Annotated in this window: 19 protein-coding genes and 1 pseudogene; 14 read left to right on the top strand and 6 right to left on the bottom strand. The window is 31.8% G+C overall.

Annotated elements, in window-relative coordinates:
• The 10 genes from ABEB18_RS13845 to ABEB18_RS13800 all read left to right on the top strand — a co-directional run bounded on the left by ABEB18_RS13845 (nucleotide 1) and on the right by ABEB18_RS13800 (nucleotide 11,796).
• A complete protein-coding gene (locus tag ABEB18_RS13845; RefSeq protein WP_348799903.1) occupies nucleotides 1–945 on the top strand; it encodes a UDP-glucuronic acid decarboxylase family protein in 945 nt (314 codons plus the stop codon).
• A 116-nt stretch (nucleotides 946–1,061) separates the two neighbouring features.
• The gene (locus tag ABEB18_RS13840) at nucleotides 1,062–1,808 is read left to right on the top strand and encodes a glycosyltransferase family 2 protein (protein WP_348799902.1); all 747 of its coding nucleotides are present in this window, start codon (nucleotides 1,062–1,064) and stop codon (nucleotides 1,806–1,808) included.
• A gap of 90 nt (nucleotides 1,809–1,898) precedes the next feature.
• Nucleotides 1,899–2,666 carry a polysaccharide biosynthesis/export family protein gene (locus ABEB18_RS13835; protein ID WP_348799901.1) on the top strand — a complete coding sequence of 256 codons (768 nt, stop codon included), beginning with the start codon at nucleotides 1,899–1,901 and terminating at the stop codon, nucleotides 2,664–2,666.
• Between the two features lie 49 nt (nucleotides 2,667–2,715).
• Nucleotides 2,716–5,025 carry a GumC family protein gene (locus tag ABEB18_RS13830; RefSeq protein WP_348799900.1) on the top strand — a complete coding sequence of 770 codons (2,310 nt, stop codon included), beginning with the start codon at nucleotides 2,716–2,718 and terminating at the stop codon, nucleotides 5,023–5,025.
• Between the two features lie 111 nt (nucleotides 5,026–5,136).
• On the top strand, nucleotides 5,137–5,550 hold the full coding sequence (locus tag ABEB18_RS13825) for a VanZ family protein (protein WP_348799899.1): 414 nt from the start codon (nucleotides 5,137–5,139) through the stop codon (nucleotides 5,548–5,550).
• Nucleotides 5,543–6,943: an exopolysaccharide biosynthesis polyprenyl glycosylphosphotransferase gene (locus ABEB18_RS13820; protein WP_348799898.1), complete on the top strand. Its 1,401-nt coding sequence runs from the start codon at nucleotides 5,543–5,545 to the stop codon at nucleotides 6,941–6,943. The genes ABEB18_RS13825 and ABEB18_RS13820 overlap by 8 nt, the downstream gene beginning before the upstream one ends.
• A gap of 19 nt (nucleotides 6,944–6,962) precedes the next feature.
• Nucleotides 6,963–7,166 carry a hypothetical protein gene (locus ABEB18_RS13815; RefSeq protein ID WP_348799897.1) on the top strand — a complete coding sequence of 68 codons (204 nt, stop codon included), beginning with the start codon at nucleotides 6,963–6,965 and terminating at the stop codon, nucleotides 7,164–7,166.
• A gap of 360 nt (nucleotides 7,167–7,526) precedes the next feature.
• On the top strand, nucleotides 7,527–8,543 hold the full coding sequence (fbp, locus tag ABEB18_RS13810) for a class 1 fructose-bisphosphatase (protein WP_348799896.1): 1,017 nt from the start codon (nucleotides 7,527–7,529) through the stop codon (nucleotides 8,541–8,543).
• A 332-nt stretch (nucleotides 8,544–8,875) separates the two neighbouring features.
• On the top strand, nucleotides 8,876–9,724 hold the full coding sequence (locus ABEB18_RS13805; RefSeq protein WP_348799895.1) for a sialate O-acetylesterase: 849 nt from the start codon (nucleotides 8,876–8,878) through the stop codon (nucleotides 9,722–9,724).
• A 146-nt stretch (nucleotides 9,725–9,870) separates the two neighbouring features.
• Nucleotides 9,871–11,796, top strand: a complete 1,926-nt coding sequence (locus tag ABEB18_RS13800) for an alpha/beta hydrolase-fold protein (RefSeq protein ID WP_348799894.1) — start codon at nucleotides 9,871–9,873, stop codon at nucleotides 11,794–11,796.
• 603 nt (nucleotides 11,797–12,399) lie between these two features.
• On the opposite strand, the pseudogene ABEB18_RS13795 reads toward ABEB18_RS13800, so the two are convergent.
• From ABEB18_RS13795 to ABEB18_RS13780, 4 genes and pseudogenes are all read right to left on the bottom strand, one after another.
• A pseudogene (locus ABEB18_RS13795) lies at nucleotides 12,400–12,684 on the bottom strand (DUF4372 domain-containing protein); the annotation flags it as partial.
• Between the two features lie 145 nt (nucleotides 12,685–12,829).
• On the bottom strand, nucleotides 12,830–13,234 hold the full coding sequence (locus ABEB18_RS13790) for a hypothetical protein (RefSeq protein ID WP_348799893.1): 405 nt from the start codon (nucleotides 13,232–13,234) through the stop codon (nucleotides 12,830–12,832).
• A gap of 22 nt (nucleotides 13,235–13,256) precedes the next feature.
• Nucleotides 13,257–14,522 (bottom strand): DUF4374 domain-containing protein, encoded by a 1,266-nt coding sequence (locus ABEB18_RS13785; RefSeq protein ID WP_348799892.1) that lies wholly within the window; start codon nucleotides 14,520–14,522, stop codon nucleotides 13,257–13,259.
• 26 nt (nucleotides 14,523–14,548) lie between these two features.
• Nucleotides 14,549–16,912, bottom strand: a complete 2,364-nt coding sequence (locus tag ABEB18_RS13780) for a TonB-dependent receptor (RefSeq protein ID WP_348799891.1) — start codon at nucleotides 16,910–16,912, stop codon at nucleotides 14,549–14,551.
• A 240-nt stretch (nucleotides 16,913–17,152) separates the two neighbouring features.
• Here ABEB18_RS13780 and ABEB18_RS13775 point away from each other — a divergent pair, with 240 nt between their 5' ends.
• Nucleotides 17,153–17,512 carry a hypothetical protein gene (locus tag ABEB18_RS13775; RefSeq protein WP_348799890.1) on the top strand — a complete coding sequence of 120 codons (360 nt, stop codon included), beginning with the start codon at nucleotides 17,153–17,155 and terminating at the stop codon, nucleotides 17,510–17,512.
• A 24-nt stretch (nucleotides 17,513–17,536) separates the two neighbouring features.
• On the opposite strand, the gene ABEB18_RS13770 is transcribed toward ABEB18_RS13775, so the two are convergent.
• Together ABEB18_RS13770 and ABEB18_RS13765 are read right to left on the bottom strand one after the other, a co-directional pair.
• Entirely contained in the window at nucleotides 17,537–18,424 is an 888-nt protein-coding gene (locus ABEB18_RS13770) for a pirin family protein (RefSeq protein ID WP_348799889.1), read from the bottom strand.
• A 264-nt stretch (nucleotides 18,425–18,688) separates the two neighbouring features.
• Nucleotides 18,689–19,183: a hypothetical protein gene (locus tag ABEB18_RS13765; RefSeq protein WP_348799888.1), complete on the bottom strand. Its 495-nt coding sequence runs from the start codon at nucleotides 19,181–19,183 to the stop codon at nucleotides 18,689–18,691.
• 458 nt (nucleotides 19,184–19,641) lie between these two features.
• Here ABEB18_RS13765 and tpx point away from each other — a divergent pair, with 458 nt between their 5' ends.
• From tpx to ABEB18_RS13750, 3 genes are read left to right on the top strand one after another with little or no spacing between them, the layout of a single operon-like run.
• The gene (gene tpx, locus ABEB18_RS13760) at nucleotides 19,642–20,139 is read left to right on the top strand and encodes a thiol peroxidase (protein ID WP_348799887.1); all 498 of its coding nucleotides are present in this window, start codon (nucleotides 19,642–19,644) and stop codon (nucleotides 20,137–20,139) included.
• Nucleotides 20,140–20,146: 7 nt separating this feature from the next.
• Nucleotides 20,147–20,521, top strand: a complete 375-nt coding sequence (locus ABEB18_RS13755; protein WP_348799886.1) for a diacylglycerol kinase family protein — start codon at nucleotides 20,147–20,149, stop codon at nucleotides 20,519–20,521.
• An 18-nt stretch (nucleotides 20,522–20,539) separates the two neighbouring features.
• The gene (locus tag ABEB18_RS13750; RefSeq protein ID WP_348799885.1) at nucleotides 20,540–22,993 is read left to right on the top strand and encodes a DNA translocase FtsK; all 2,454 of its coding nucleotides are present in this window, start codon (nucleotides 20,540–20,542) and stop codon (nucleotides 22,991–22,993) included.
• Nucleotides 22,994–23,067: the final 74 nt, after the last annotated feature.

Raw genomic sequence — 23,067 nt, 5'->3', positions numbered from 1 at the left:
ATGAAAAGGATATTGATAACAGGAGGAGCTGGTTTTGTAGGTTCACATTTATGCAAAAGATTGTTAAACGAAGGCAACGAAGTAATTTGTCTTGATAATTACTTTACTGGTGCCAAATCTAACATCATTGATCTTTTAGATCATCCTTATTTCGAAATGGTGCGACACGATATAACCGAACCCTATTATGCTGAGGTTGATGAAATTTATAATTTGGCTTGTCCAGCATCACCAGTACACTATCAATATAATCCTATAAAAACGATTAAAACTTCGGTGATGGGAGCTATCAATGTGTTGGGATTAGCCAAGCGTGTCAACGCCAAAGTTTTGCAAGCCAGTACAAGTGAAGTTTATGGCGATCCGCTTGTTCATCCGCAGACCGAAAATTATTGGGGACATGTAAATCCAATAGGTATTCGATCGTGCTATGATGAAGGAAAACGTTGTGCCGAAACTTTATTTATGGATTATCACAATCAAAATAAAGTTGCTATCAAAATCATTAGAATCTTTAATACCTATGGTCCTAATATGAATAAAGCTGATGGTAGAGTGGTTTCTAATTTTATTGTTCAAGCTTTGCAAGGAAAAGATATAACAATATTTGGTGATGGTCAGCAAACTCGTTCTTTTCAATATGTTGATGATTTAGTAGAAGGAATGATTCGAATGATGAATTCTGATCCTAATTTTTTAGGGCCTGTGAATCTAGGAAATCCAAACGAATTTACAATGTTGGAATTAGCCAATACCATTATTGGTTTAACGAATTCGAAATCTAAAATTATTCATCTAGAATTACCACAAGATGATCCTAAACAAAGACAACCAGACATTACTCTGGCCAAAAACAAACTCGAAGGTTGGGAACCCAAGATTCAATTAAAAGACGGCTTATTAGCAACAATAAATTATTTTGATAAGCTATTACAAAACCAATAAACTTTACCATTTTTCAACAATTTTTAAAGGTCATTGTTTTCTCAATTTCGTATTGAGAGACAATTTTTTATGCCTTTTAAATTCTGAATAAAATTCAATTTTTAAACTATCTATTTATGAAAGTCTCCATAATAACAGTGTGTTACAATAGAAAAAATACAATCGAAAAAGCAATCAAAAGTGTATTAAATCAAAATTATCACAATATCGAATATATTATTGTTGATGGAAATTCTAAAGATGGAACCAAAGAAATTATTCAATCTTATGGCAACAAAATAAGCCATTTTATATCGGAACCTGATAATGGAATGTATGATGCAATAAATAAAGGAATTAAGCTTGCAACGGGCGATATTATTGGGTTAATGCATTCTGATGATGAATTTTATGATTCTAAAACCATCAGTCGGATAGTAGCTCGTTTTGAGTTTTACAAAAATACAGATGGTATTTATGGAAATGGGGTTTACGTATCAAATGATGCCGAAGAACGATTAATCCGAAATCGAATTGGAGGTAGGTTTAGTCTTGACAAAGTAAAAGGGGGATGGTTGCCTTTGCATCCTACAGTTTACTTAAAAAAATCGGTAATTGATAAATACGGTATGTATAGTCTTGATTTTAAAATAGCTTCGGATACCGAATTTTTACTGCGCTATTTGTACAAGCATAAAATTAAGATGACATACATAGATGTATATATTGTAAAGATGCGAATGGGAGGCATGAGTACTAGTGCAAAACGAGCATTAGAAGTTTTGTATGAGGATTACAAAATATACAAGTACCACGGTTTAACAGCGATTCAGGCTGTTTTTTTGAAAAAGACGATTGCTTTAAGGCAATATATAGTTCACTAAACAAAACATAAAACTGTAGAAATAGAAAATCTTTGTTTCGACTGTATCCAATCTAATCAAACCAAAACTACTGCTATAAAACTATCCAAAATGAAAAATAAACTTTATCCAATAATTTTATTGTTTTTACTGATATTACAATCATGTACTACCAGAAAAAACATGTTGTATTTGCAAGATTTAGACTCTTATGCCAATGCACCACTGAATTATGTATCTACAAAAATACAACCCAATGATATTTTAAAAGTAGAAGTAGGTGATCTTAATCCGTTGGTTGCTGCGCCATTTAATATTGGCGGATCAATAAATACGGATGCTTCAGTAGAGACAATGAAACTTTCTGGATATTTGGTAAATAGCAGAGGAAATATTACGATGCCAATATTGAATGAAATTAAAGTAGGAGGTTTATCACCTGCCGAAGTAGAAATCAATGTTAAAAATAGATTAATAAACGAGGGCTATCTTGTGAATCCAACAGTTATGGTTCGTGTCCTCAATAATAAATTTACCATACTCGGTGAGGTAGTTTCCCCTGGAGTTTACCCGTTTACAGAAGAAACAATTTCTTTGTTAGATGCAATAGGAACAGCTGGAGATCTTACTTATTCGGCAATTCGAAAAGATGTAAAACTCATTCGTGAGGTCGAAGGAAAACGGTTAGTGTATCATATCGATTTGAGAACAGCTTCATGGATGTCAAATCCAAATTACAGAATTAGACAAAACGATGTAATTATAATTACGCCAAACAAATTAAAGGTTAATAGTGGAGGACTAATCAAAGACCCAATTCAGTTGATAGGAATCGCACTCTCGTTTGCAGCATTATTATTAATCATTAAAAATAACTAAAATCTATTTTTTTAAAAATTTTAAGTTTTTCAATTCAAATAAAAGCATTATGGATTCTAAAAAAGATTTTTTTAAATACTTAAAATATTGGCCTTGGTTTTTGGTTAGTTTATTCTTAAGTGTTGGGGGAGCTTACTATTATATTCGTTCTGTATCACCTTCATACGAAACATCTGCCTTGATTAATATTGATGTTAAGAAAGAAAATAATTCAGAGATTATTAATACCACCAATACTGTAAAAGAGAAAGAGAAAGATGATCTTGAAGAGGAAAAAATGTATATTACTTCTAATGATTTCCTTGCCAAAATTGTCACAGATTTAAAACTCAATATTAGTTATTACGAAAAAGGATATTTGGATAATAAGGTTATCTATGATATTCCTTTTACCATAAAAACAACAGTTGCTAGTGATTCTTTATCTGATGCAACTTATAACGTACAAATTGACAAGCATGGTTTTTTAGTAACTAATTTGACTACTGCAAAGAAATATTTGATTGGAAACAAAAGACCTCATTCAATTTTTGCAGATATACCTTTTACTCTCGTATTTACGGATAAAGCCGAAAAAAATATTCCGTATTATTTAGGCAAAGAGTATATCGTAACCGTAGAGTCCAAAGGAACTGCTGTCAAAAATTTGAAAGGAGCATTAACAATCGATTCTTTTGAAAGTCCCAATACCAATTTGCTTTTGAGTCACAAAGGGACAAATCCCGCTTTGTCTGTTCAAATCTTAGACAAGCTTATAGATCAGTTGGATAAGGATATTGTGGCCAACAAGCAGAAGAAATTCACTAAAACTATTGAATATTTAAACCAAAGAATAGCTGTTTTTGCCAAAGAAAAAAGCGCTATCGAAAGTACTAAAGAAAACTATTTACGCAATAATGATATTTATGTTTTAGATCAATATATAGCCTCTAAAACCACTGATAACGCAACCAAAACGGCAAATTCATTGCTCAACGAGAAGCAAATTACGTTAACCAATTTTGCAATTGATGATATAAAAAGAAGTAGTAATACTGCAGTTTTGGGTACAGATTATAATATAGATTCGCCATCTGTCAATGAGATGCTTGTTCGTTACAATACTAGTATTATGGAAAGCGAATTACTTTTACAAAGAGCTCAAAAAAATAATCCAGCCTATTTGGCTTTGATGTCGCAATTGAAAGTTCAAAAACAAGCAATTTTGAATACACTTGGGGATTATTTGAACTATTTGAAGCAAAATGATGCAGTAAATAAAGTAGAGCAAAGCAACGCTGTTTCGGCTGCCAAAAGTATCCCAACAAAAGATAAAGAACTTGGAAACATCAATAATAATTTGACGCTAAAAGAGGGAACTTATACAGCCTTATTACAGAGAAGAGAAGAGGCTATTTTGAATGGAGCAATTTTAGAATCAAACTTAAGTATTTTAGACTCTCCGCAAACTAATTTTTCGGCCATTTTTCCAAAACCAAAACCATTTATGTTGGGAGCCGTTTTGTTTGGTTTTTTGTTGCCTTTTGGATTTGTTTATCTTAATCTTCAAATGGACTCTAAAATTCATAATGAAGAAGATTTAGGCGGAGATTTTGCCGATATTCCTTTTCTAGGAGTTATTCCCAAAATCAATAACGATGGAAAATTAGATAATTCAGCAAATTCACGATCCATTATTGCCGAAGCAACTCGAATTTTATTTTCTAATATTTCCTATTTATTGCCCCGAAAGGAAATACGAAAAGGAAATGTAATATTGTTTAGTTCGTCTATTCAAGGCGAAGGAAAATCATTTTGTGCTTTTCATAATGCCATAACTATTAGTAATCTTAACAGAAAGGTTTTGCTTATTGGTGCCGATTTAAGAAACCCTCATTTGCAAGACTATTTTAATGTTGATAAAAACACAGTAGGTCTTTCTAAATTTTTATCAGACAAGAACGAAGATTGGAAGAGTTTCTTGATAAAGGGTGATGAGTTTTCTGAAAACCTAGATACATTGTTATCTGGAAATATTCCACCAAATCCTACGCAGTTATTAACCAATGCTAATTTTAAAATTTTAATTGAAGAAGCTAAGAATATTTATGATTTTATCATCATTGATTCGGCACCAGTGCAGGTAGTTTCGGATACTCTTAATTTCAGTGATTTGGCGGATGTAACTGTTTTTGTTGTTAAATCTAATTATTCTGAAAAACGCACACTAAACCAACTTAGCAATTTTATAAAGAAAGGACAATTAAAAAATGTTGGAATTGTGATTAATGCTATTAGCAAAAAAGATTCTTATGGATACAATTACAATTATGGCTATAAGGAAAAAAATGAAAAAAAATCATGGTTTAACAAAGCATAATACTATAGTTGTTTTTTTAAATTAAAATGGAATAATGTATTTTATTATAGTAGGTTACGGTTTTAAATTTTATAAATAAGAACTTTTCTAATCCTAAAATTGCACTGCAAAATGACCAAAAAAATAATTTTATTTCCACTGTTTGCTGTTGTTGGACTAGTATTTTATTATTCATGGTTACCAGATCCTACACTAAAATCCGAAACCTATTTGCCACAATGGCTTTTAATCTGGAGTAATCAAAATTATAATTTACGTACAGCAATTCCTTTTATCGCCTTCGGTTTTTTGATTCAGGCCTATTCTAATTGTAAAAATTCTAAAAAAACAGATATAAACAAAAATTTGATTTTTATACAAAACCTTCTAGTTGCTGGAGTTGTTGCATTCATAGCCGAGTGTGGACAATTTTTATTAAGAGACAGAAGCCCTGACTTGATGGATGTTTATTTTGGTGTTGTTGGGAGTTTGATTGGGGCATTGGTGTATAATTTATTTTACAAAATAAGATTTAAAAATGCGTAATAGACATAAGTTTACTTTTATAATTTGCTGCGCCATTGTTGATATGATTGCAATGGTTCTTGGAACTGTTGTTTTTTTGAATTTTGTAGATGCAGAGAATTTTGGATGGAATTCCATTATTCTCAATAAAATGATTCCAATTACAATTTTAAGTTGGTTATTTTCTGTATCCTATTTTAGATTGTATAGAGTAGATGTTCTATTTAGTTTAGAATATTTTTTTCGCAATAGTTGGCGTGCATTTTTTACTCAAAGAATTTTGTGGCATCTGTATATTTATATATTTCAGGATAATGTACTATATTTTATTGGAAGTAAAGCCAATTTGTTTCAGTTGAGTTTTTTATTAACCTATTTTTTACTGTCTAGAATTCTATTTACGCTTGTGATCGGTAAAATAAAAGGATGGGTTTTTAAACGTTATACTGTGGCGATTTGGGGATTTAATAAAACTAGTATTGAACTTGCTTCTCATTTAGAAAGTAATTCTTTCTTTATCGATTTTTTAGGAATTGTCAATGAAAATTCCTCTATAGAATACACTAATCATGATGATTTTAGTTCGGCTCTTTCTGAGGCAATTCATAATGCATCGAAAGAAAACATCAACGAGTTATATATTGTATCCAAACCTGACTTTATTACCGATCTGAATTGTTTCTTTTTGTTGGGAGATCAACATTGTATGCGCTTGAAATTTGTTCCAGATTTTTCGTCTATCTCCAAGAAACATTTCAAATCCACACACTTAAACAATTTTCATGTTATAACACCTCGATATGAACCATTGCAAAATGCTTATAATCGATTGGTTAAGAGAATATTTGATATTGTTTTTAGTCTTTTAGTTATCATTTTTATTTTGTCATGGTTATATCCTTTATTGGCCATTCTTATCAAAAGACAAAGTAAAGGGCCTGTTTTATTCAAACAATTGCGAACTGGTAAAAAGAATGAACCTTTTTGGTGTTATAAGTTTCGCAGTATGTACATTAACTCAGGCGATGAAAGCCAACAGGCCCAAAAAGGAGACTCTCGTGTTACGCCAATCGGAAAGTTTATTCGAAGAACAAGTCTCGACGAAATGCCTCAATTTTTTAATGTCTTGATGGGAAATATGAGTGTAGTAGGACCACGTCCTCACATGATAAAACATACTTCAGATTATAATGACCACATTAATAATTTCATGGTTCGTCATTTTGTAAAACCTGGAATTACTGGTTTAGCCCAAGTTTCAGGACTTAGAGGCGAAACCAAAGAAGTGTCGGATATGAAACGACGTGTCAATAGAGACATTGAATATGTACAACGTTGGAGTTTAATCACCGACATTAAAATTTGCTTTTTAACTGTTATTGTAACATTAAAAGGAGATGAAAATGCTTTTTAACTAACTAAATATATTAAAAATGGACATTACTTATTATTTTATTGGATTACTTACAGGAGTTTCTGTGAGTACATTTTTTATCGGAAAGGAATTGTATAGATATTATACAAAATACACGATCCAACAAAAGCAATTGGATAGAATTCTAAAATTGAACGATAAAATTAAAAAGTTGAAAAATTTGGAACCTATTGAGACGCCAAATTTTGACGCAGGGATTTAAATTTCTGTATTCGTTATTATTGATGAACTTTTATGGAATTTAGGTTCAAATTAATAGCGAATTAGTATTCGTTTTTAATCTTTATTTGGATGAAAAAAGTGTAATTACTCACTGTTATAATAAGGATGTTATGTGCTTTGACTCAATTTGCTTTGTTAACCAATGAAGCTTCCCCTCAATTAATTTTTGTATCAATTATTTATAATGATATGAAAAACAAAGCATAAATCTTTTTATAGCCATAGCCAGTAAAGGATTTTAAATTGACAAAAAAAGAATCTCAAATTAGGGTTTACTACCAAATCGGATATACGTAAAAGGGTAATGATCTCTAATTGATACTTAAAAAATGAATTAATTATGGAAGGCAATAACAAAACATTAGGTGAATTTATAATCGAAAACCAAAACGAATTTAAATATTCATCTGGCGAGTTATCTCGTCTTTTTAATGCTATTAAACTAGCGGCAAAAGTAGTGAGCTATAAGGTGAACAAAGCTGGGTTAGTAAACATTATTGGCGCTGTTGGTGAAAAAAATATTCAAGGTGAGGATCAACAAAAATTGGATGTTTATGCCAATCAGGTCTTCATAGAAACAATTACCAATAGGCAAATTGTATGCGGAATAACTTCAGAAGAAAATGATGATTTTATCACCGTTCAAGGAAACGATAAAGGGTATAATAATAAATATGTACTTTTAGTTGACCCACTTGACGGATCTTCTAACATTGATGTAAATGTTTCAGTCGGAACTATTTTTTCTATTTATAGAAGAGTTTCCGAAGTGGGAACACCTGTTATTTTAGAAGATTTTCTTCAACCAGGGATAAATCAAGTAGCTGCTGGATATATTATTTACGGTACTTCGACCATGCTTGTATATACTACTGGTCATGGTGTTAATGGTTTTACCTTAAACCCAGCTATTGGATCGTTTTATCTTTCGCACCCTAAAATAAAATTTCCTGCCGACGGAAATATTTATTCTGTAAACGAAGGTAATTATATTCATTTTCCGCAAGGAATTAAAGATTATATTAAGTACTGTCAGCAAGAAGAGGAAAACAGACCTTATACATCGCGATATATAGGTAGTCTTGTTTCAGATATACATAGAAATATGCTGAAAGGCGGAATTTATTTATATCCTTCCACTAAATCTAAAACTGGCAAATTAAGACTTTTATACGAATGTAATCCGATGGCATTTATTACCGAACAAGCAGGAGGGAGAGCATCAGATGGTGTTTCTAGAATAATGGAAATTGAACCTACGAGTCTTCACGAACGAGTCCCTTTTTATAGCGGTAGTGTTAATATGGTCAAAAAAGTAGAAGAATTTTTGGCAAAATCAGAACTAAGTAAATATTAGTTTATATAATTGAATTTTTTTATGTTATTAAGAAGCTCCTCATTGAGGAGCTTTTTTTTATGCGTATATTTTCTTGTTATACTTCAATTTTAGTGATTTTACAAAATGAAATTTTGATAAATTTTTTAGAAATATTTTTTAATTACCTTAAAATAGTAGTTGTTTGTTTGAATTTTTAATTAAAATATTTTACACAATCGGTTGTTTTATTTTGTGATTTGTTTATATTTGCTTTATAAATGTGATTTACACACTTTATTTTTTGATTTACTTGAGTTTGTAAATGAAGATAATACAAACAATCTAAATATTTTAATTTTAAACAATTTGTTATGAATATTAATTTAAGATTACTTCTTTTTTTATTTTTCGTATTGGTAGCGCCAAGGGTTTTTTCTCAGGATTCGAATTTTCATATTTACTTAGCCTTTGGACAATCGAATATGGAAGGAAGTGCCAAAATTGAACCTCAAGATACTATTGGAGTCGATAGCCGTTTTCAAGTTTTAGAAGCTGTAAATTGCCCAGAATTGAATCGTGAAATGGGCAAATGGTACACGGCTATTCCGCCTTTATGTAGATGTAAAACGGGAATTACATTAACTGATTTTTTTGGACGTACAATGATTGCAAATCTTCCTGATAAAATTAAAGTAGGAGTTATAAATGTTGCCGTTGGTGGATGTAAGGTTGAACTTTTTGATAAAGAAAATTGTCAAAATTATGTAGCAACAGCTCCAGATTGGATGAAAAATGCACTAAATGAATACAATAATAATCCTTATGCAAGATTGGTCGATATGGCAAGAATTGCTCAAAAAAGCGGTGTGATAAAAGGAATTTTGTTGCATCAAGGAGAATCCAATACAGGTGATGCTAATTGGCCAGTAAAAGTTAAAAAGGTTTATGATAATTTGATAAAAGACTTGAATCTAGATCCCCAAAAAGTACCTCTGTTGTCTGGCGAAACAGTACATGAGGAACAAAATGGTAAATGCGCTAGCATGAATACAATTATTGCTAAACTTCCAGAAGTGTTACCGAATTCTTATATCATTTCTTCCAAAGGATGTTCGGTTGCTTCTGATCATTTACATTTCGATACTAATGGCTATAAAGAATTAGGCAAACGATATGCTGAAAAAATGCTTTCTCTTGAAGAATATAAAGCTCTAAAATAATTTTTAAAATATAATTATTTAAAGTCTTAGTTTAAATAATAAATAACCACTAGGATATTTTTTTATACTGAAATACAGTATTAATTATCCAATTATTCAAACTGAACAATAAAATGTTTATTAACTAAAAACGATTAAAAATATTTATGAAAAAGAATATACTGTCAATCATTTTGATAATGAATTTCTCAATCAATATGCTTTTTGCTCAACCAGTCGAGAAGGAAGCTCCCAAGGGTTTTGATCAAGTACGAGAAGGAATTTCCAGAGGAAATATAGAAGGTTTAGAGTATAAGTCTCAAACGGTTGGAAGTAATCGAAAAGTAACTGTTTATACTCCACCGGGATTTGATCGCAAGAAAAAATATCCTGTATTGTATCTTTTGCATGGAATTGGAGGGGATGAAAAAGAGTGGCTCAATGGTGGTACACCTCAAATCATCTTAGACAATCTGTATGCAGATAAAAAAATACAACCTATGATTGTTGTAATGCCCAATGGCAGAGCAATGAAAGATGATCGAGCAACAGGAAATATAATGGCTCCTGATAAGGTACAAGCTTTTGCAACTTTCGAAAAAGATTTACTCAAGGATTTAATTCCTTTTATCGAAAAAAAATATCCAACACTAAAAGATAGAGAAAATCGTGCAATTGCTGGTTTGTCTATGGGCGGAGGTCAGTCTTTAAATTTTGGCCTTGGTAATTTGGATAAATTTGCTTGGATTGGAGGTTTCTCATCTGCTCCCAATACAAAAATGCCTGAGGAATTAATGCCAAATCCTAATGATGCCAAAAAGAAAATCAAGTTGCTTTGGATTTCTTGTGGTATTGATGATGAATTGATTTACAATAGTACTAGAACACACGAATATTTGGTCAAAAACGAGGTGCCTCATATTTATTACATTGAGCCTGGAGTTCATGATTTTAAAGTCTGGAAAAACGGATTGTATATGTTTACACAATTTTTGTTTAAACCAGTTGATTCTTCGACTTTTACACAGTATAGTGTTTTAGGAACACCCGCAGAAACAAACATTCGCAATGCCAAATATCCACAAGTGTTACCCGATAATCGTGTTATTTTTAAAGTGAAAGCACCAGATGCAAAAAAGGTACAAATCGATTTAGGTAAAAAGTATGATTTGGTAAAAGATGATGAAGGTTTTTGGAACGGAACAACTGATGTTATCAATAGTGGTTTCAATTATTATTCTTTGGTTATTGATGGAGTAGCGGTTGCTGATCCAGCAAGTGAGTCTTTCTATGGGATGAGTCGCATGGCTAGTGGTATTGAGATTCCAAATAAAGATGGAGAATTTTATGAATTGAAAGATGTACCTCATGGTACCATCCGAATTAATAATTATTTATCAAGAGCTTCTTCTTCATGGAAAGAGATGTATGTTTATACGCCTCCAGGTTATGATAATGCAGCCGAAAAGTTTCCTGTTTTGTATCTTTTACATGGTGGGGGCGAAGACCAAAGAGGGTGGTCAATGCAAGGTAAAGCAAATCTAATTTTAGACAATTTGATTGCATCCAAAAAAGCAAAGCCAATGGTAATTGTCATGATGGATGGCAATGTAAGAAACTCTGGTGGTATTGCTGGATTTAATGAAAATACACTTAAAGCTTTCGAAAATGAATTGAAAAACAGTGTGATTCCATTTGTAGAAAACAATTATAAAGTATCGACAGATGCAAAAAATAGAGCATTAGCAGGTTTGTCGATGGGAGGTTTACAAACACTTTATACAGGAGTGAAAAATTCTGAAATGTTTTCTGCTTTGGGCGTTTTTAGTTCTGGTTGGTGGGCAAATAACCCAAGCTTGTCTGATTCTCACTATGAGTTTATGAAAAATAATGCGACTACGATTAATAGTAACATAAAAGAGTTCTGGATTTCGATGGGAGGTAAAGAAGATATCGCTTATGAAAACTGTAAAATTATGTTGAGCAAATTTGATCAATTTCAGATAAAGTATAAGTATAGTGAATATTCAGGAGGGCATACTTGGCCAGTTTGGAGACATGATTTGTATCTTTTTGCACAATTAATTTTTTAATATTGCTGTACGGGAAAAACTTTTTAAAAACTTAGCTAAGTATTGAATTCATTGATCTCACAAAATTTTCTTGAAATAGAACTTGGTTTTGGATGTTTCTCCCAAAGTCACAGAGTCGCAAAGTAAATCCTTAAAAAATTGCGTCTTACTACCTTTATGAGAGTATAATTTTGTAAAATCAGTATAAATAGAATTTTGTCAACAAATATTTTTTTACCAGACAATAATAATTTTCTAACAAAGAGTTTTTAGGATAAAAGTTTTTTTATCAAAAAAGGCTGCCCGTTCTTCGGATAGTCCTTTTCTATTATTAGTCATTTTTATAAAATAAATTCTCACAGCTATCCGAAAGTTTTACATAACGATATAAAAAATGTCTGTAGCCCTTATAAACAGGGTACGACATATAAATTATCCTAAAAATAAGTCCGAATTGAATTGTAATTTTGGTTCTGGACTTATTTTTTTTGCACCATCACCAACTTGATTGAAGACATAATTCAAACTCAAGTAATAAGTTAGGCATATCCTGATTTTTTCAACTAAAGAAGAGAATGATTTTGTCTTTTTTGCTATTGTTCTATTTATCAAAGCAAGCAATAGATTACCATCACTCATTGTGGTTTGCGCTGGACTTTGCAATAATCCTAAATCCCCTATAAATGTCTCATTAACACCGATTCCGGTAGAAATATCGTTCAAAGTATAGCATTTATTGAACTGTCCGTAAGTTAAGGCCACAAAATGATCGTAAGTCTTGTATTTACTACAACCTTTGTCGCTTTTGTGTTGTTTGGCACAAGATTCAATCATCCAAAGTGGTGCTAAATCTATTATTTGTCTAATAAGTGGCTTTTTGTTATTTTTGATTCGCCTGAAAAGTCCCATAATTATTTTTTTTAGTCAAATCAAAAATAAGAGATTCTCAGGCATTTTTTATTTTAGACTTTCGGATAGTGAACAAAAAAAACTGTTGTCAAATAATGAAATAAGACAACAGTTTAAAAAAGATGTGATTAGGGATCTAATTGATTTAAATATCAATTTTTTGCCATTTATTTAGCCAGATAATTAAATACACATTTGCTACAACTACAAATAATAACAATACGACTTGCGAAATATCCGATGGGTTACCTGAAATTTGTTCTACAAAATGAAAAGCATTTAGAATCACTAATAAAATTGCATAGACAAAAGTGATAACTTTGAAGATTTTCTTTTCTGTAATAAGGGTGATAAATCCAACAATCATTGGTAAAATCATAGCTGAAATATAAATCACATGAAAAATTGGCGGAATTTCAGCACCTGGTTTTGCTACCATTGCATCGGGTTTTGGGAAGAAAATATGACTTGAAATTTCCATAATGGTATGCATAACCAAACTTAATGCTATTGCAAGCCAGGTAAAACTGATTTTTGATTGATTTGTCATTTTATTTAAATTTTAAAATTAATTACAGTTTGATAATTTGTTGTGGTTGTCCTCCAATTACGGTAATCACTTTGGTAGATTTTCCTGTTGCTGGATCATAAGCGTAGTAATATGCTTTTTTGCCATTTGCTTTTTGATCTTCAGCTTCTTGATCTTCAACAATAAAGTAAGGTTTGCCATTGTAAATAGCTGGACCATGTACCGATTTCCAATATCCAACTGGGATATCTTCAATTTTTTTCAACTCTTTTGTAGCCAAATCAAGTTCGTAACCAGCATATGTTTTTTTAGACATTCCTTTGAAAGTGATGTCAATTTTTTCAGTAAACATTTTCAAGTACATTTTTCCGTTCAAAACTTCTCCGCCAAGACCAAAATTTTCAGTAGTAAAATCAGTCAATGAATTGATTCTCCAAGATGAATCTATATTGGTTTGTCCGCTTTTAATTCTATAAACGGCAAAATTTGGTCCTTCAGCATCGTTGAAGTTTCCTAAGAAGGCACCCAAATAAATATCATTTTTAGCATCAATGGTGACATAATTACAATTTTTTAAACCATATCCAAAAAGTTTAAAATCATCAACAGTGATAATTTTATCTAATTTATCTGTAGCTGTATCCACAACGGCAATGTAAGATTTGTCAATTACCTGGTATCCGTTTGAGTCTAAAAAGAAGATTTCGGTAAAAAATTTCCCGTCTCTTTGAATCATAAATCCACCGATGCTGATTCCTGCAACATTGGTAAGTGTTTCTTTTATGGTATTGATTGGCGTGCTTAAATCAATAGAACCAGTTTTAACCATTGTTTCTGGATTGAAGATTTGTATAGCGGTTTGACTCAATTCGCTATTGGTATAATACCCTTTTGTATTAGAAATAAAACCGAAGTTGTTTCCTGTAGTGTATTGATTTCCAGTAGGTAAAAATCCTGCAGCTACAAAACTACCTGCGCTATTCAGGGTAAACTTTTGAACTCCCCATTGGCCAGCCGTATTCGAAGTGTGATATATAGCTCCATTAAAACCAACACCAGCTGCACGGCAACTACCTAATTGTACTACATTGGTCAATTTAGATACATTTATTTCTCCTTCAGGCATTTTGTCAAATGGGACTAAAACTCCGCTCATTGCGGTTTCATCTGTAACAATAAACATAGCATATTTGTCTCCACTGGTATCTCCTCCTTCTGTGTTATTATTATCATCATCAGATGATGAACAGGCTGTAAAAGTTGTAATGGATAAGGCCAAAAGCAAAAGCTTTAAAATTGATTTTTTCATTGTGAAATTTTATTTAATTAATGTATTTAGAATTTATAAGTAAGTTTTAATCGGAAGTTTGTTCCTGGTTTCGGGACTCTGAATTGATCGTACAAATCGGAGTTCAATAAATTATTGATTTGAATATTTATACTTAGTGGAATTTTTTGAAATTTTGATGTGATTCCGAAATCAAGCTGATGTTGTGTAGGTATAATCAAATCGGTAAAAGCTAAATCATGTTCGAATAAATTTGGCTCTAGCTCTTTATTGATGGGGAATAACAAATACTGTTCTGTAAAATAGTAACTCAAATACAATTCTGTATCAATAGGAAGTTTGAAAGTTGAGTTGAATTTTTTGGATGTATTTATGTTGGCAAAAAAGTAAGGTACATTTGGAGTTCTAGATCCTTCTAAAACGGTTCCAACATCTTCCGTACGCATATCTTGGTAGGTTACTGCCAGATTAGTTGTAAACTGTTTTTTAAAATTGAATTTAAATGAAGTTTCTATTCCTTTCGTGATTTGCGTATTTGTATTGTCATATCGTGCAAAAATTAAACCAACAGGAACTGTTCGTATAAAATCGGTAGTGTTCCTATAAAATAGAGCAATGTCCATAAAAATAGTTCTCGATTTATTGAGATGTGTGTAAAAATCAAGATTTAGGTTGTTGCTTTTTTCGGGTTTTAATTCAGGATTTCCTAATACAAATAAATTATCACCTAAATATTCAACTACTTCTGGAATTCGAGTAGTGTTTTCAAATGATATTCTAGCAAACTGTGTATCGCTAAAATTATATTTTGTTGAATTTCCAGCACCAAACGATCTGTGTTGTTGTGAATTGATTTCTCCATATCTCCATAAATCTGTTGAAGTTACGTCCAAATAATAATGTTTGACAGTAAACTCGTTTTGGAGTTTGTTTTCTAAAAATTTCAATCCGATTCCAAAACCCGAAATTATTTTTGTGTACTCGTTAGGTTGTGTTATAGGCTGAATTCCAGTTACAGGATTAGGAACGGAGTAAGGGTCAGAGCCTACACGATCTTGATTTAGTAATGTCGAACTGAGTTTAAAATTTATATTGTCAGTAAGATCATACTGTGTGTATAGGCGACCTGTATAGACATCTATATCCAGATTTTGATCTCTTTTTGGTGTGCTCACTTCGCCAGAAATATAATCAGGCTCATTTGGATTCGTAATATTTCCATACCAATTATATTTGTAATTTGATATATCTACGAAAACTTCATTTTTATCACTGTATGCACCAAAAGCTTTAAATAGCCATTTATCTGTGAATTTTTTTTCATAAGTCAACGAGAACATTTTGCTTTCTTCCTCATTTATGGGTTCTCCAAAAACGTTATCTATAAAAATTCCGTTTTGCAATTCTTTATAATAATTAAAATACGAAGCCTCAAATTTTAATAGGTCGGCAAATTTTGTTTGTTGTATTCCAAAATAAACTTGAGCAAATTGAGAACTAATATTATCATGAAAACGTTTTAAACGAACCGTTGTCAATGCTTGAGTATTTTCATCTCTTACAGGAGCATCCAATTGGTAATTGTTATCCGAATAAATAAAATAAGCATTTGCTCCTACAAAAAAAGATGAATTCGGAATAAGATAATTGATATTTACTGTACCAATATGGGTGTTAAAGGAACCCAATTCATAAGTTGCAGTTATGTGATTTTTGGAGTTTCCTTTGGTAACAATATTGATACCTCCACCAAGAGCATCTGCACCAAGTTCAGTAGGTAAAACTCCCTTGTAAATATCTACATTCGAAATCAAAGCAGAAGGGATTAGGTTTAGTTGTGCGGCTTTTCCTAAATATTCAGTTGGGATTCCATCTTTAAAAAATCGGATGGCATTTCCTTGTAAACCATTGATATTAACTTCAAAATTACTACCAAGCCCAGTTGCTTCACGTACTTTTACTCCAGAAGTCTGATTGATGAGCTGTGTAACGGAAACTGAGCGATCAATCGTTTTTTCAACATCAATTACACTAACAGCAATAGGGTTTTCACGTTTTTTTTGTTCTTCTGATTTTGATTTGACTACAACATCGTTCAGATTATTAATGTCTTCCTTTAAAATAAAATCTTGTTTTTCGTTCGAATTTATTTTGTATTCCTTTTCTAACAATAAATAACCTACTGCAGTAATAGTTACTTTGTAAGTGCCAGATGCAATTCCTGTAATTTTAAATTTACCTGTTGCATCTGTGGTTGTGCTTTTTGTAGTCAATCTATTTTTGATAACAATTACGGCATCAGATATTGTTTGTGTGTTTTCGCCAACAATTGTACCGCTAAAGCTGTTGTTCTGACTGTAAGTATTAATTGTTATTAAGAATAGTAGTATATAATATAAATTGCGCTTCATTATTTTTATTTAGAATGAATAAATATAAATACAAATTTAGATAGTGTATTCTTGTAAAAAAAAACTTAAATCTGTATATTTTGTTAAATTATAAACAAAAAGGGAGTAGTAATTTTTATGAAATTTGTACCTAAAATGAAGAAATGAGACTAAAAAACGATTAAGACTTCAGTCTATGCAGTTGTAAAAAACGAAATTGCAAAATAGAAATAGTACATTTGTCATTATTTAGAAAACAGAATGACAATACAAGAAATAGTAGGCACTTATAGTATTAAAGGAAGTAATCAGAGTGAAGATGATGGCTTTACTTACCAAGGTATTTTGACTTTATCACTAGATCATAACAATCGAATTATAGGGCAGTGGATCATCAATAATATACAAGTGCAAACCGGAACAGGTTTTTTTAAAGATGATATAGTGGTCCTTAATTTTAAGTATAAAGGGGATGATTCTAAAATTTATAAAGGTGTAGCAGTTTACCGTTGTCTTAGCCACGATGTTTTAGACGGATTTTGGTCCGAAAAACACGGTAATCCATTATACTTAGGAACTGAAAAATGTATTCGTATAAAAAGCTATAAGACAGTTAATTAGGTTAAAAAAAGCAAAACTATTACTTTAGTTTTTTTTAAATTGAGGTTGTGGCAAAGGGACAAATTCTGTTTCGTTAGGAACTTTTGGAAATTTTTGGTCTAACCAATCTTGTTTGGCTTTTTCTATAACATTTTTATCAGAATGCACGAAATTCCAATATATAAAATGCTCTTCAGGGAAAGCGTCACCTCCAAAAATATAAATTGTAGTATGCTCACCCATTTCAAACTCACAAAGACTACTTTCTTTGGCAACTAAAATTTGTTTAGAAGAATAAGTGTTACCGTTGTTTTTAATTTCGCCTTCCAAAATATACAAGGCACTTTCTCCAAAAAGTTCTTTGCCAATACTCAGTATTGATTTGGTGCTACTCTTTATTTCAATCAAATACAACGGACTGTAAACAGGTACAGGTGATTTTCTTCCAAAAGCTTCACCTGCGATCAATTTTATAGTCACATTATCTTGTTGCCACTCAGGAATATCTTGGGCTTCAATATGCACAAAGGAAGGATCTATATTTTCTTTTTCTTTCGGTAAAGCTACCCAAATTTGAAGACCGTGCAAACTTTTATCCGTGGTTCTCAAACACTCAGGTGTACGTTCAGAATGTACTACACCTTTACCAGCAGTCATCCAATTTACAGCTCCAGGAGTAATTTCCATTTCGGTTCCCACACTGTCTCGATGCATAATCGCCCCTTCAAATAGATAAGTAAGTGTCGAAAGTCCAATATGAGGATGTGGCGGAACATCTAAATTTTGATAGTCCTTTAAAAGCGCTGGTCCCATGTGATCCAAAAAAACAAATGGACCAACAGCTCGTTTTTCACGAAAAGGCAAAAGCCTACCAACTAGAAAATTACCAATATTAGCAGCTCTTTCTTCAATAATTAATCCAATATTCGACATATTTTAAAATTTAATTCCCTACTAAACTTACGTATCACAAAACTTTTCAACCAAAGTTAATTCAAAAAAAATTACTTGTAAAATATTTCGGCTGCCAATTCAGGCTTTACACTCCAAGTCCTCGGGCATCACCTTAAAAAACATAAACCCAAAACGAGCTTCCGTTGGTCGCTGTTTTGGGTTTTGTTTTTTTAGGTTCCTTCCTTGCGGGCTTTTTGTTGCAATCCTGGGCAGAGAGAGATTGCCAGTATATTAGCAAAATAATTAATCATTATTATCCCAAAAATCATCAGAGTTAAACTCGTCGTCTTCAAAATGGGTATTGTTGTCAGTAGGTCTAATTGCTCCATTGGGGTTAAACAATTCCCAATCGTCCCAAACGTAATTAGTAGCATCAAAACTATTAATCCAATCTATAAATAACAATCTAAATTCATTAAGTTCTTTCCGAATTAGCAAAACATATTCTATATTGGTATAGTTTTTTTGAAAGCGCAAGTCACTAATTTGAATATCCAATTGTATGGCGTGTTCTCTAATCAATGCCGCTTTTTGCATTCTGATACTGTATAAATCACCACCCTCAGCACCTGCTATTTTTGCTGGAATCATCATAGCGTCAGAGCGCATCAAGTCCTTAGCGACCTGAATGTATTCATCTTCATCTGGTAGCGAGGCAGCCAGACTTTCGACTAATTGATGAAGTAATTCTGCTTTTTGATAAATAGGGAGTTTTTTAACTTTTTCAAAATGAGACATATGCTTTTTTTTTGCGTGCAGTTTTTATAACAATTGCACTAAATCTATGATTTTATAACGCAAATAAATTCTTATTATTTACTTTACAGACTGATAAATTTGAAACTTTTTGATTTTATTTTGTAATCATTTGTCTTGCAGGGTATAATAATTTTACAGAAATAAGTAAAAGGATGTGTTTTAAATAACAATTATGTAATTCAAAAGAATAGGAGGTAGTTCATTGCAATTATAAAAAGTTTTGCTACAAATTCATTATATACAATCATTATCTCAAAACATTATACAAGGTATTTTCTCTATTTGAATACCAACTTTATAAGTAAAAAATAGTAAAATAAATTTTGGCTAAAGTCCATTCGAAAATAGCATTTGAAAGCCCTTTTGTAAGAAACAAATACTTTTAGATTCAAATTTTAATCCTTACTTTTGAACCTCACAAAAAACAAAAAATAATTATGGCAACTATAACATTAGGAGGAAATCCTGTTAATACTTCAGGTGAATTACCAAAAGTTGGTTCTAAATTGGCTGATTTCAAATTAGTTCAAAACGATTTGTCTATTGCAGATTTAAGCACATTTGCAGGGAAAAAATTAGTCTTAAATATTTTTCCAAGCATCGATACAGGAACTTGCGCAACTTCGGTTAGAAAATTTAATGAAAAAGCAAGTAGTTTACCAAATACTACCGTTTTATGTATTTCTAGAGATTTACCGTTTGCTCAAAAACGTTTTTGTGGAGCCGAAGGTTTAGAAAACGTTGTTAATTTATCTGATTTTCAAGAAGGAACTTTTGGTAAAAACAATGGTTTAAATATTGTTGATGGGCCGTTAAACGGACTTCATTCACGTGTTATTATAGTAGTTGATGAAAACGGAGTAATTACACACACAGAACAAGTAGCCGAGATAGCTCACGAGCCAAATTATGAAGCGGCATTAGCTGCTCTTTAAGATTTTTATGAAATTTCAAAAAGACAATTCTCTACTTACGGGCCGATTGAAAAGCGTAAAATACGCTTTTCTTGGTGCCGTAAAACTAATAACTACCGAGCACAGTATAATGGTTCAATTCTCAATAGGAATCCTTATAACCATTGCTGGATTTTATTATCAGATTTCAACTACCGAATGGCTTTTTCAAACTATGGCAATCGGTTTAATTATGAGTATTGAGGGATTGAATACAGCAGTCGAAAAAATAGCTGATTTTATTCATCCTAATTACCATGAAAGAATTGGTTTTATAAAGGATATTGCTGCTGGGGCTGTTTTTTTTGCAGCATTAACGGCAATAGCAATTGGTCTTATTATTTATATTCCAAAATTAATATAGGTTCAAGTAAATTCAAGAATGGCAAAATCTACAAAAAAACAAACATCAGATAAAAAAGACGATTCAGAAGTAAAAAAAACAAAATCATGGAAGTTAACCAAACAACAATGTATTGTTTTGGGGGCTTTATTGGTTTTGTTTTCAATTGCTTTACTGGTTGCTTTTGTTTCTTTTTTTATTCATGGTCATTATGATCAAAGTGCTGTTCATGAATTGACAAATCGTGATGAATCGGTTCAAAATTGGTTAGGCAAGTTCGGTGCTTATTTGGCTGATTTGTTTATTTACAAAGGATTTGGAGTAGCATCTTTTTTGTTTGTGCGTTTATTTTTTCTAACCGGAATGTATTTGGTTTTAGATCTTTCTATCAAAAAACTAAAAGGCATCTGGTTTTGGGACTTATTTGTCATGATTATAATTTCGGTTTTATTTGGTTTTTTTGCAACTTCTATCCCAGAATTAGGAGGAACTATTGGTTACGAACTGAATATCTTAATGCAAGATTATGTAGGTAATACTGGGACTTTGTTAACCCTAGTTTTTGGAATAATTATTTATTTAATTTTCAAAATACAATTGTCGCCTGAACGGGTACAGTCGTTTTTTGAGAATACAAAAAAAGAAATTAAAGAAGAGATTACTTTACCGCAACCAGTTATTTCATCAAACGATCCAAGCTATAACTTAGAAGAATTTGCTGTAGAAGAACCTATTAATGATGTGGATGAAGAGTTGGATTTGATCCACTTAAAAACTACAGGTTCTCAATTTGAAATCAATAAAGAAGCTTTGAAACCCACGATTTCTAGTTCGTCAGAAATTAATTTAGATCCAACACTTAAACCGCTTCCAGTTGAAGTTCATCCCAATATTGAGCAACCTAAAGAAGAAGCATTTGTGATTGAAAAAGCAGTCGAAGAAGATATAATAGAGGACAATTTAGCTTCAAAATTGGTTTCAGATTTTGGATTATTTGATCCAACTTTGGACTTGTCCAATTATAAATATCCCACAATCGATTTATTAAAAGAATATTCAACAGGAGGTATTACTATTAATCAAGAAGAATTAGAAGAAAACAAAAATAAAATTGTTGAAACGCTTCGTAATTACAAAATCGAAATTGCCCAAATTAAAGCTACTGTTGGTCCTTCGGTTACATTATATGAAATTGTGCCTGAAGCTGGAATTCGAATTTCTAAAATTAAAAGTTTAGAAGACGATATTGCTTTGTCTCTTTCGGCATTAGGAATTCGTATTATTGCGCCAATTCCAGGTAAAGGAACTATTGGTATAGAAGTTCCTAATAAGAATCCAACAATGGTTTCTATGAAAAGCGTTATTGGTTCGGCAAAATTTCAAGAAGCCGAAATGGAATTGCCGATTGCACTTGGAAAAACAATTTCGAATGAAACTTTTGTGGTCGATTTGGCCAGAATGCCACACTTATTGATGGCTGGAGCTACTGGTCAAGGAAAATCGGTCGGTTTAAATGCCGTAATTACTTCCTTATTGTACAAAAAACATCCGGCAGAAATCAAATTCGTAATGGTCGATCCTAAAAAAGTGGAGTTGACACTTTTTAATAAAATTGAAAGACATTACTTGGCTAAACTTCCTGATACTGATGACGCAATCATTACGGATAATGCCAAAGTTGTAAATACATTGAACTCTCTTTGTGTTGAGATGGATAACCGTTATAATCTTTTGAAAGATGCAATGGTGAGAAACATCAAAGAATACAATGAGAAATTTAAGTCACGCAGGTTAAATCCCGAAAACGGTCATCGATTTTTGCCTTATATAGTTTTAATTGTTGATGAGTTTGCCGATTTAATTATGACAGCAGGGAAAGAAGTAGAAATGCCAATTGCTCGTTTAGCGCAATTAGCTCGTGCTATTGGAATACATTTGATTATTGCGACACAACGTCCTTCGGTAAACGTAATTACAGGCTTGATCAAGGCGAACTTTCCTGCTAGAATTGCCTTTAGAGTATCTTCGAAAATTGATTCGAGAACTATTTTAGATACGCAAGGAGCAGACCAATTGATTGGTCGTGGTGATTTGCTTTATACAAATGGTAATGATGTTGTTAGGGTACAATGTGCCTTTGTTGATACACCAGAGGTAGAAAAAATAGTTGATTTTATTGGTTCTCAAAAAGCATATTCAACAGCTTATCTGCTACCAGAATTTATTGGAGAAGATGGCGGAGTGAGTTTAGAAATGGATATTTCAGAAAGAGATACTTTGTTTAGAGAAGCTGCAGAAGTTATAGTAAGTGCTCAACAAGGTTCAGCTTCTTTATTGCAACGTAAGTTGAAATTGGGTTATAACAGAGCAGGTCGATTGATTGATCAGTTAGAAGCTGCAGGAATTGTAGGACCTTTTGAAGGAAGTAAGGCTAGAAGTGTAAACATACAAGATATGGCTAGTTTAGACCAGTTTTTCAATAATGAAACCTAGATAATTGTGATAATTTAGCTTTTTTTTAATGCTTTTGACTTTTAAGCTTTTTAAATTTGCATCAAATTCTGATT

Origin of the sequence: Flavobacterium adhaerens (assembly GCF_040045115.1) — a bacterium.
GTDB classification, from domain to species: Bacteria; Bacteroidota; Bacteroidia; order Flavobacteriales; family Flavobacteriaceae; genus Flavobacterium; species Flavobacterium adhaerens.
The sequence above is the reverse complement of the archived record's forward strand: the minus strand, read 5'-3'. Positions and strand labels throughout refer to the sequence as shown.

Excerpts from the sequence above, each read along its gene's own strand:
- ABEB18_RS13805 (WP_348799895.1), top strand. The coding sequence starts at position 8,876 with ATGAATATTAATTTAAGATTACTTCTTTTTTTATTTTTCGTATTGGTA.
- tpx (WP_348799887.1), top strand. The coding sequence starts at position 19,642 with ATGGCAACTATAACATTAGGAGGAAATCCTGTTAATACTTCAGGTGAA.
- ABEB18_RS13845 (WP_348799903.1), top strand. The coding sequence starts at position 1 with ATGAAAAGGATATTGATAACAGGAGGAGCTGGTTTTGTAGGTTCACAT.
- ABEB18_RS13815 (WP_348799897.1), top strand. The coding sequence starts at position 6,963 with ATGGACATTACTTATTATTTTATTGGATTACTTACAGGAGTTTCTGTG.
- ABEB18_RS13840 (WP_348799902.1), top strand. The coding sequence starts at position 1,062 with ATGAAAGTCTCCATAATAACAGTGTGTTACAATAGAAAAAATACAATC.
- ABEB18_RS13780 (WP_348799891.1), bottom strand. The coding sequence starts at position 16,912 with ATGAAGCGCAATTTATATTATATACTACTATTCTTAATAACAATTAAT.
- ABEB18_RS13750 (WP_348799885.1), top strand. The coding sequence starts at position 20,540 with ATGGCAAAATCTACAAAAAAACAAACATCAGATAAAAAAGACGATTCA.
- ABEB18_RS13765 (WP_348799888.1), bottom strand. The coding sequence starts at position 19,183 with ATGTCTCATTTTGAAAAAGTTAAAAAACTCCCTATTTATCAAAAAGCA.
- ABEB18_RS13755 (WP_348799886.1), top strand. The coding sequence starts at position 20,147 with ATGAAATTTCAAAAAGACAATTCTCTACTTACGGGCCGATTGAAAAGC.
- ABEB18_RS13830 (WP_348799900.1), top strand. The coding sequence starts at position 2,716 with ATGGATTCTAAAAAAGATTTTTTTAAATACTTAAAATATTGGCCTTGG.
- ABEB18_RS13790 (WP_348799893.1), bottom strand. The coding sequence starts at position 13,234 with ATGACAAATCAATCAAAAATCAGTTTTACCTGGCTTGCAATAGCATTA.
- fbp (WP_348799896.1), top strand. The coding sequence starts at position 7,527 with ATGGAAGGCAATAACAAAACATTAGGTGAATTTATAATCGAAAACCAA.
- ABEB18_RS13800 (WP_348799894.1), top strand. The coding sequence starts at position 9,871 with ATGAAAAAGAATATACTGTCAATCATTTTGATAATGAATTTCTCAATC.
- ABEB18_RS13820 (WP_348799898.1), top strand. The coding sequence starts at position 5,543 with ATGCGTAATAGACATAAGTTTACTTTTATAATTTGCTGCGCCATTGTT.
- ABEB18_RS13770 (WP_348799889.1), bottom strand. The coding sequence starts at position 18,424 with ATGTCGAATATTGGATTAATTATTGAAGAAAGAGCTGCTAATATTGGT.
- ABEB18_RS13835 (WP_348799901.1), top strand. The coding sequence starts at position 1,899 with ATGAAAAATAAACTTTATCCAATAATTTTATTGTTTTTACTGATATTA.
- ABEB18_RS13785 (WP_348799892.1), bottom strand. The coding sequence starts at position 14,522 with ATGAAAAAATCAATTTTAAAGCTTTTGCTTTTGGCCTTATCCATTACA.
- ABEB18_RS13825 (WP_348799899.1), top strand. The coding sequence starts at position 5,137 with ATGACCAAAAAAATAATTTTATTTCCACTGTTTGCTGTTGTTGGACTA.
- ABEB18_RS13775 (WP_348799890.1), top strand. The coding sequence starts at position 17,153 with ATGACAATACAAGAAATAGTAGGCACTTATAGTATTAAAGGAAGTAAT.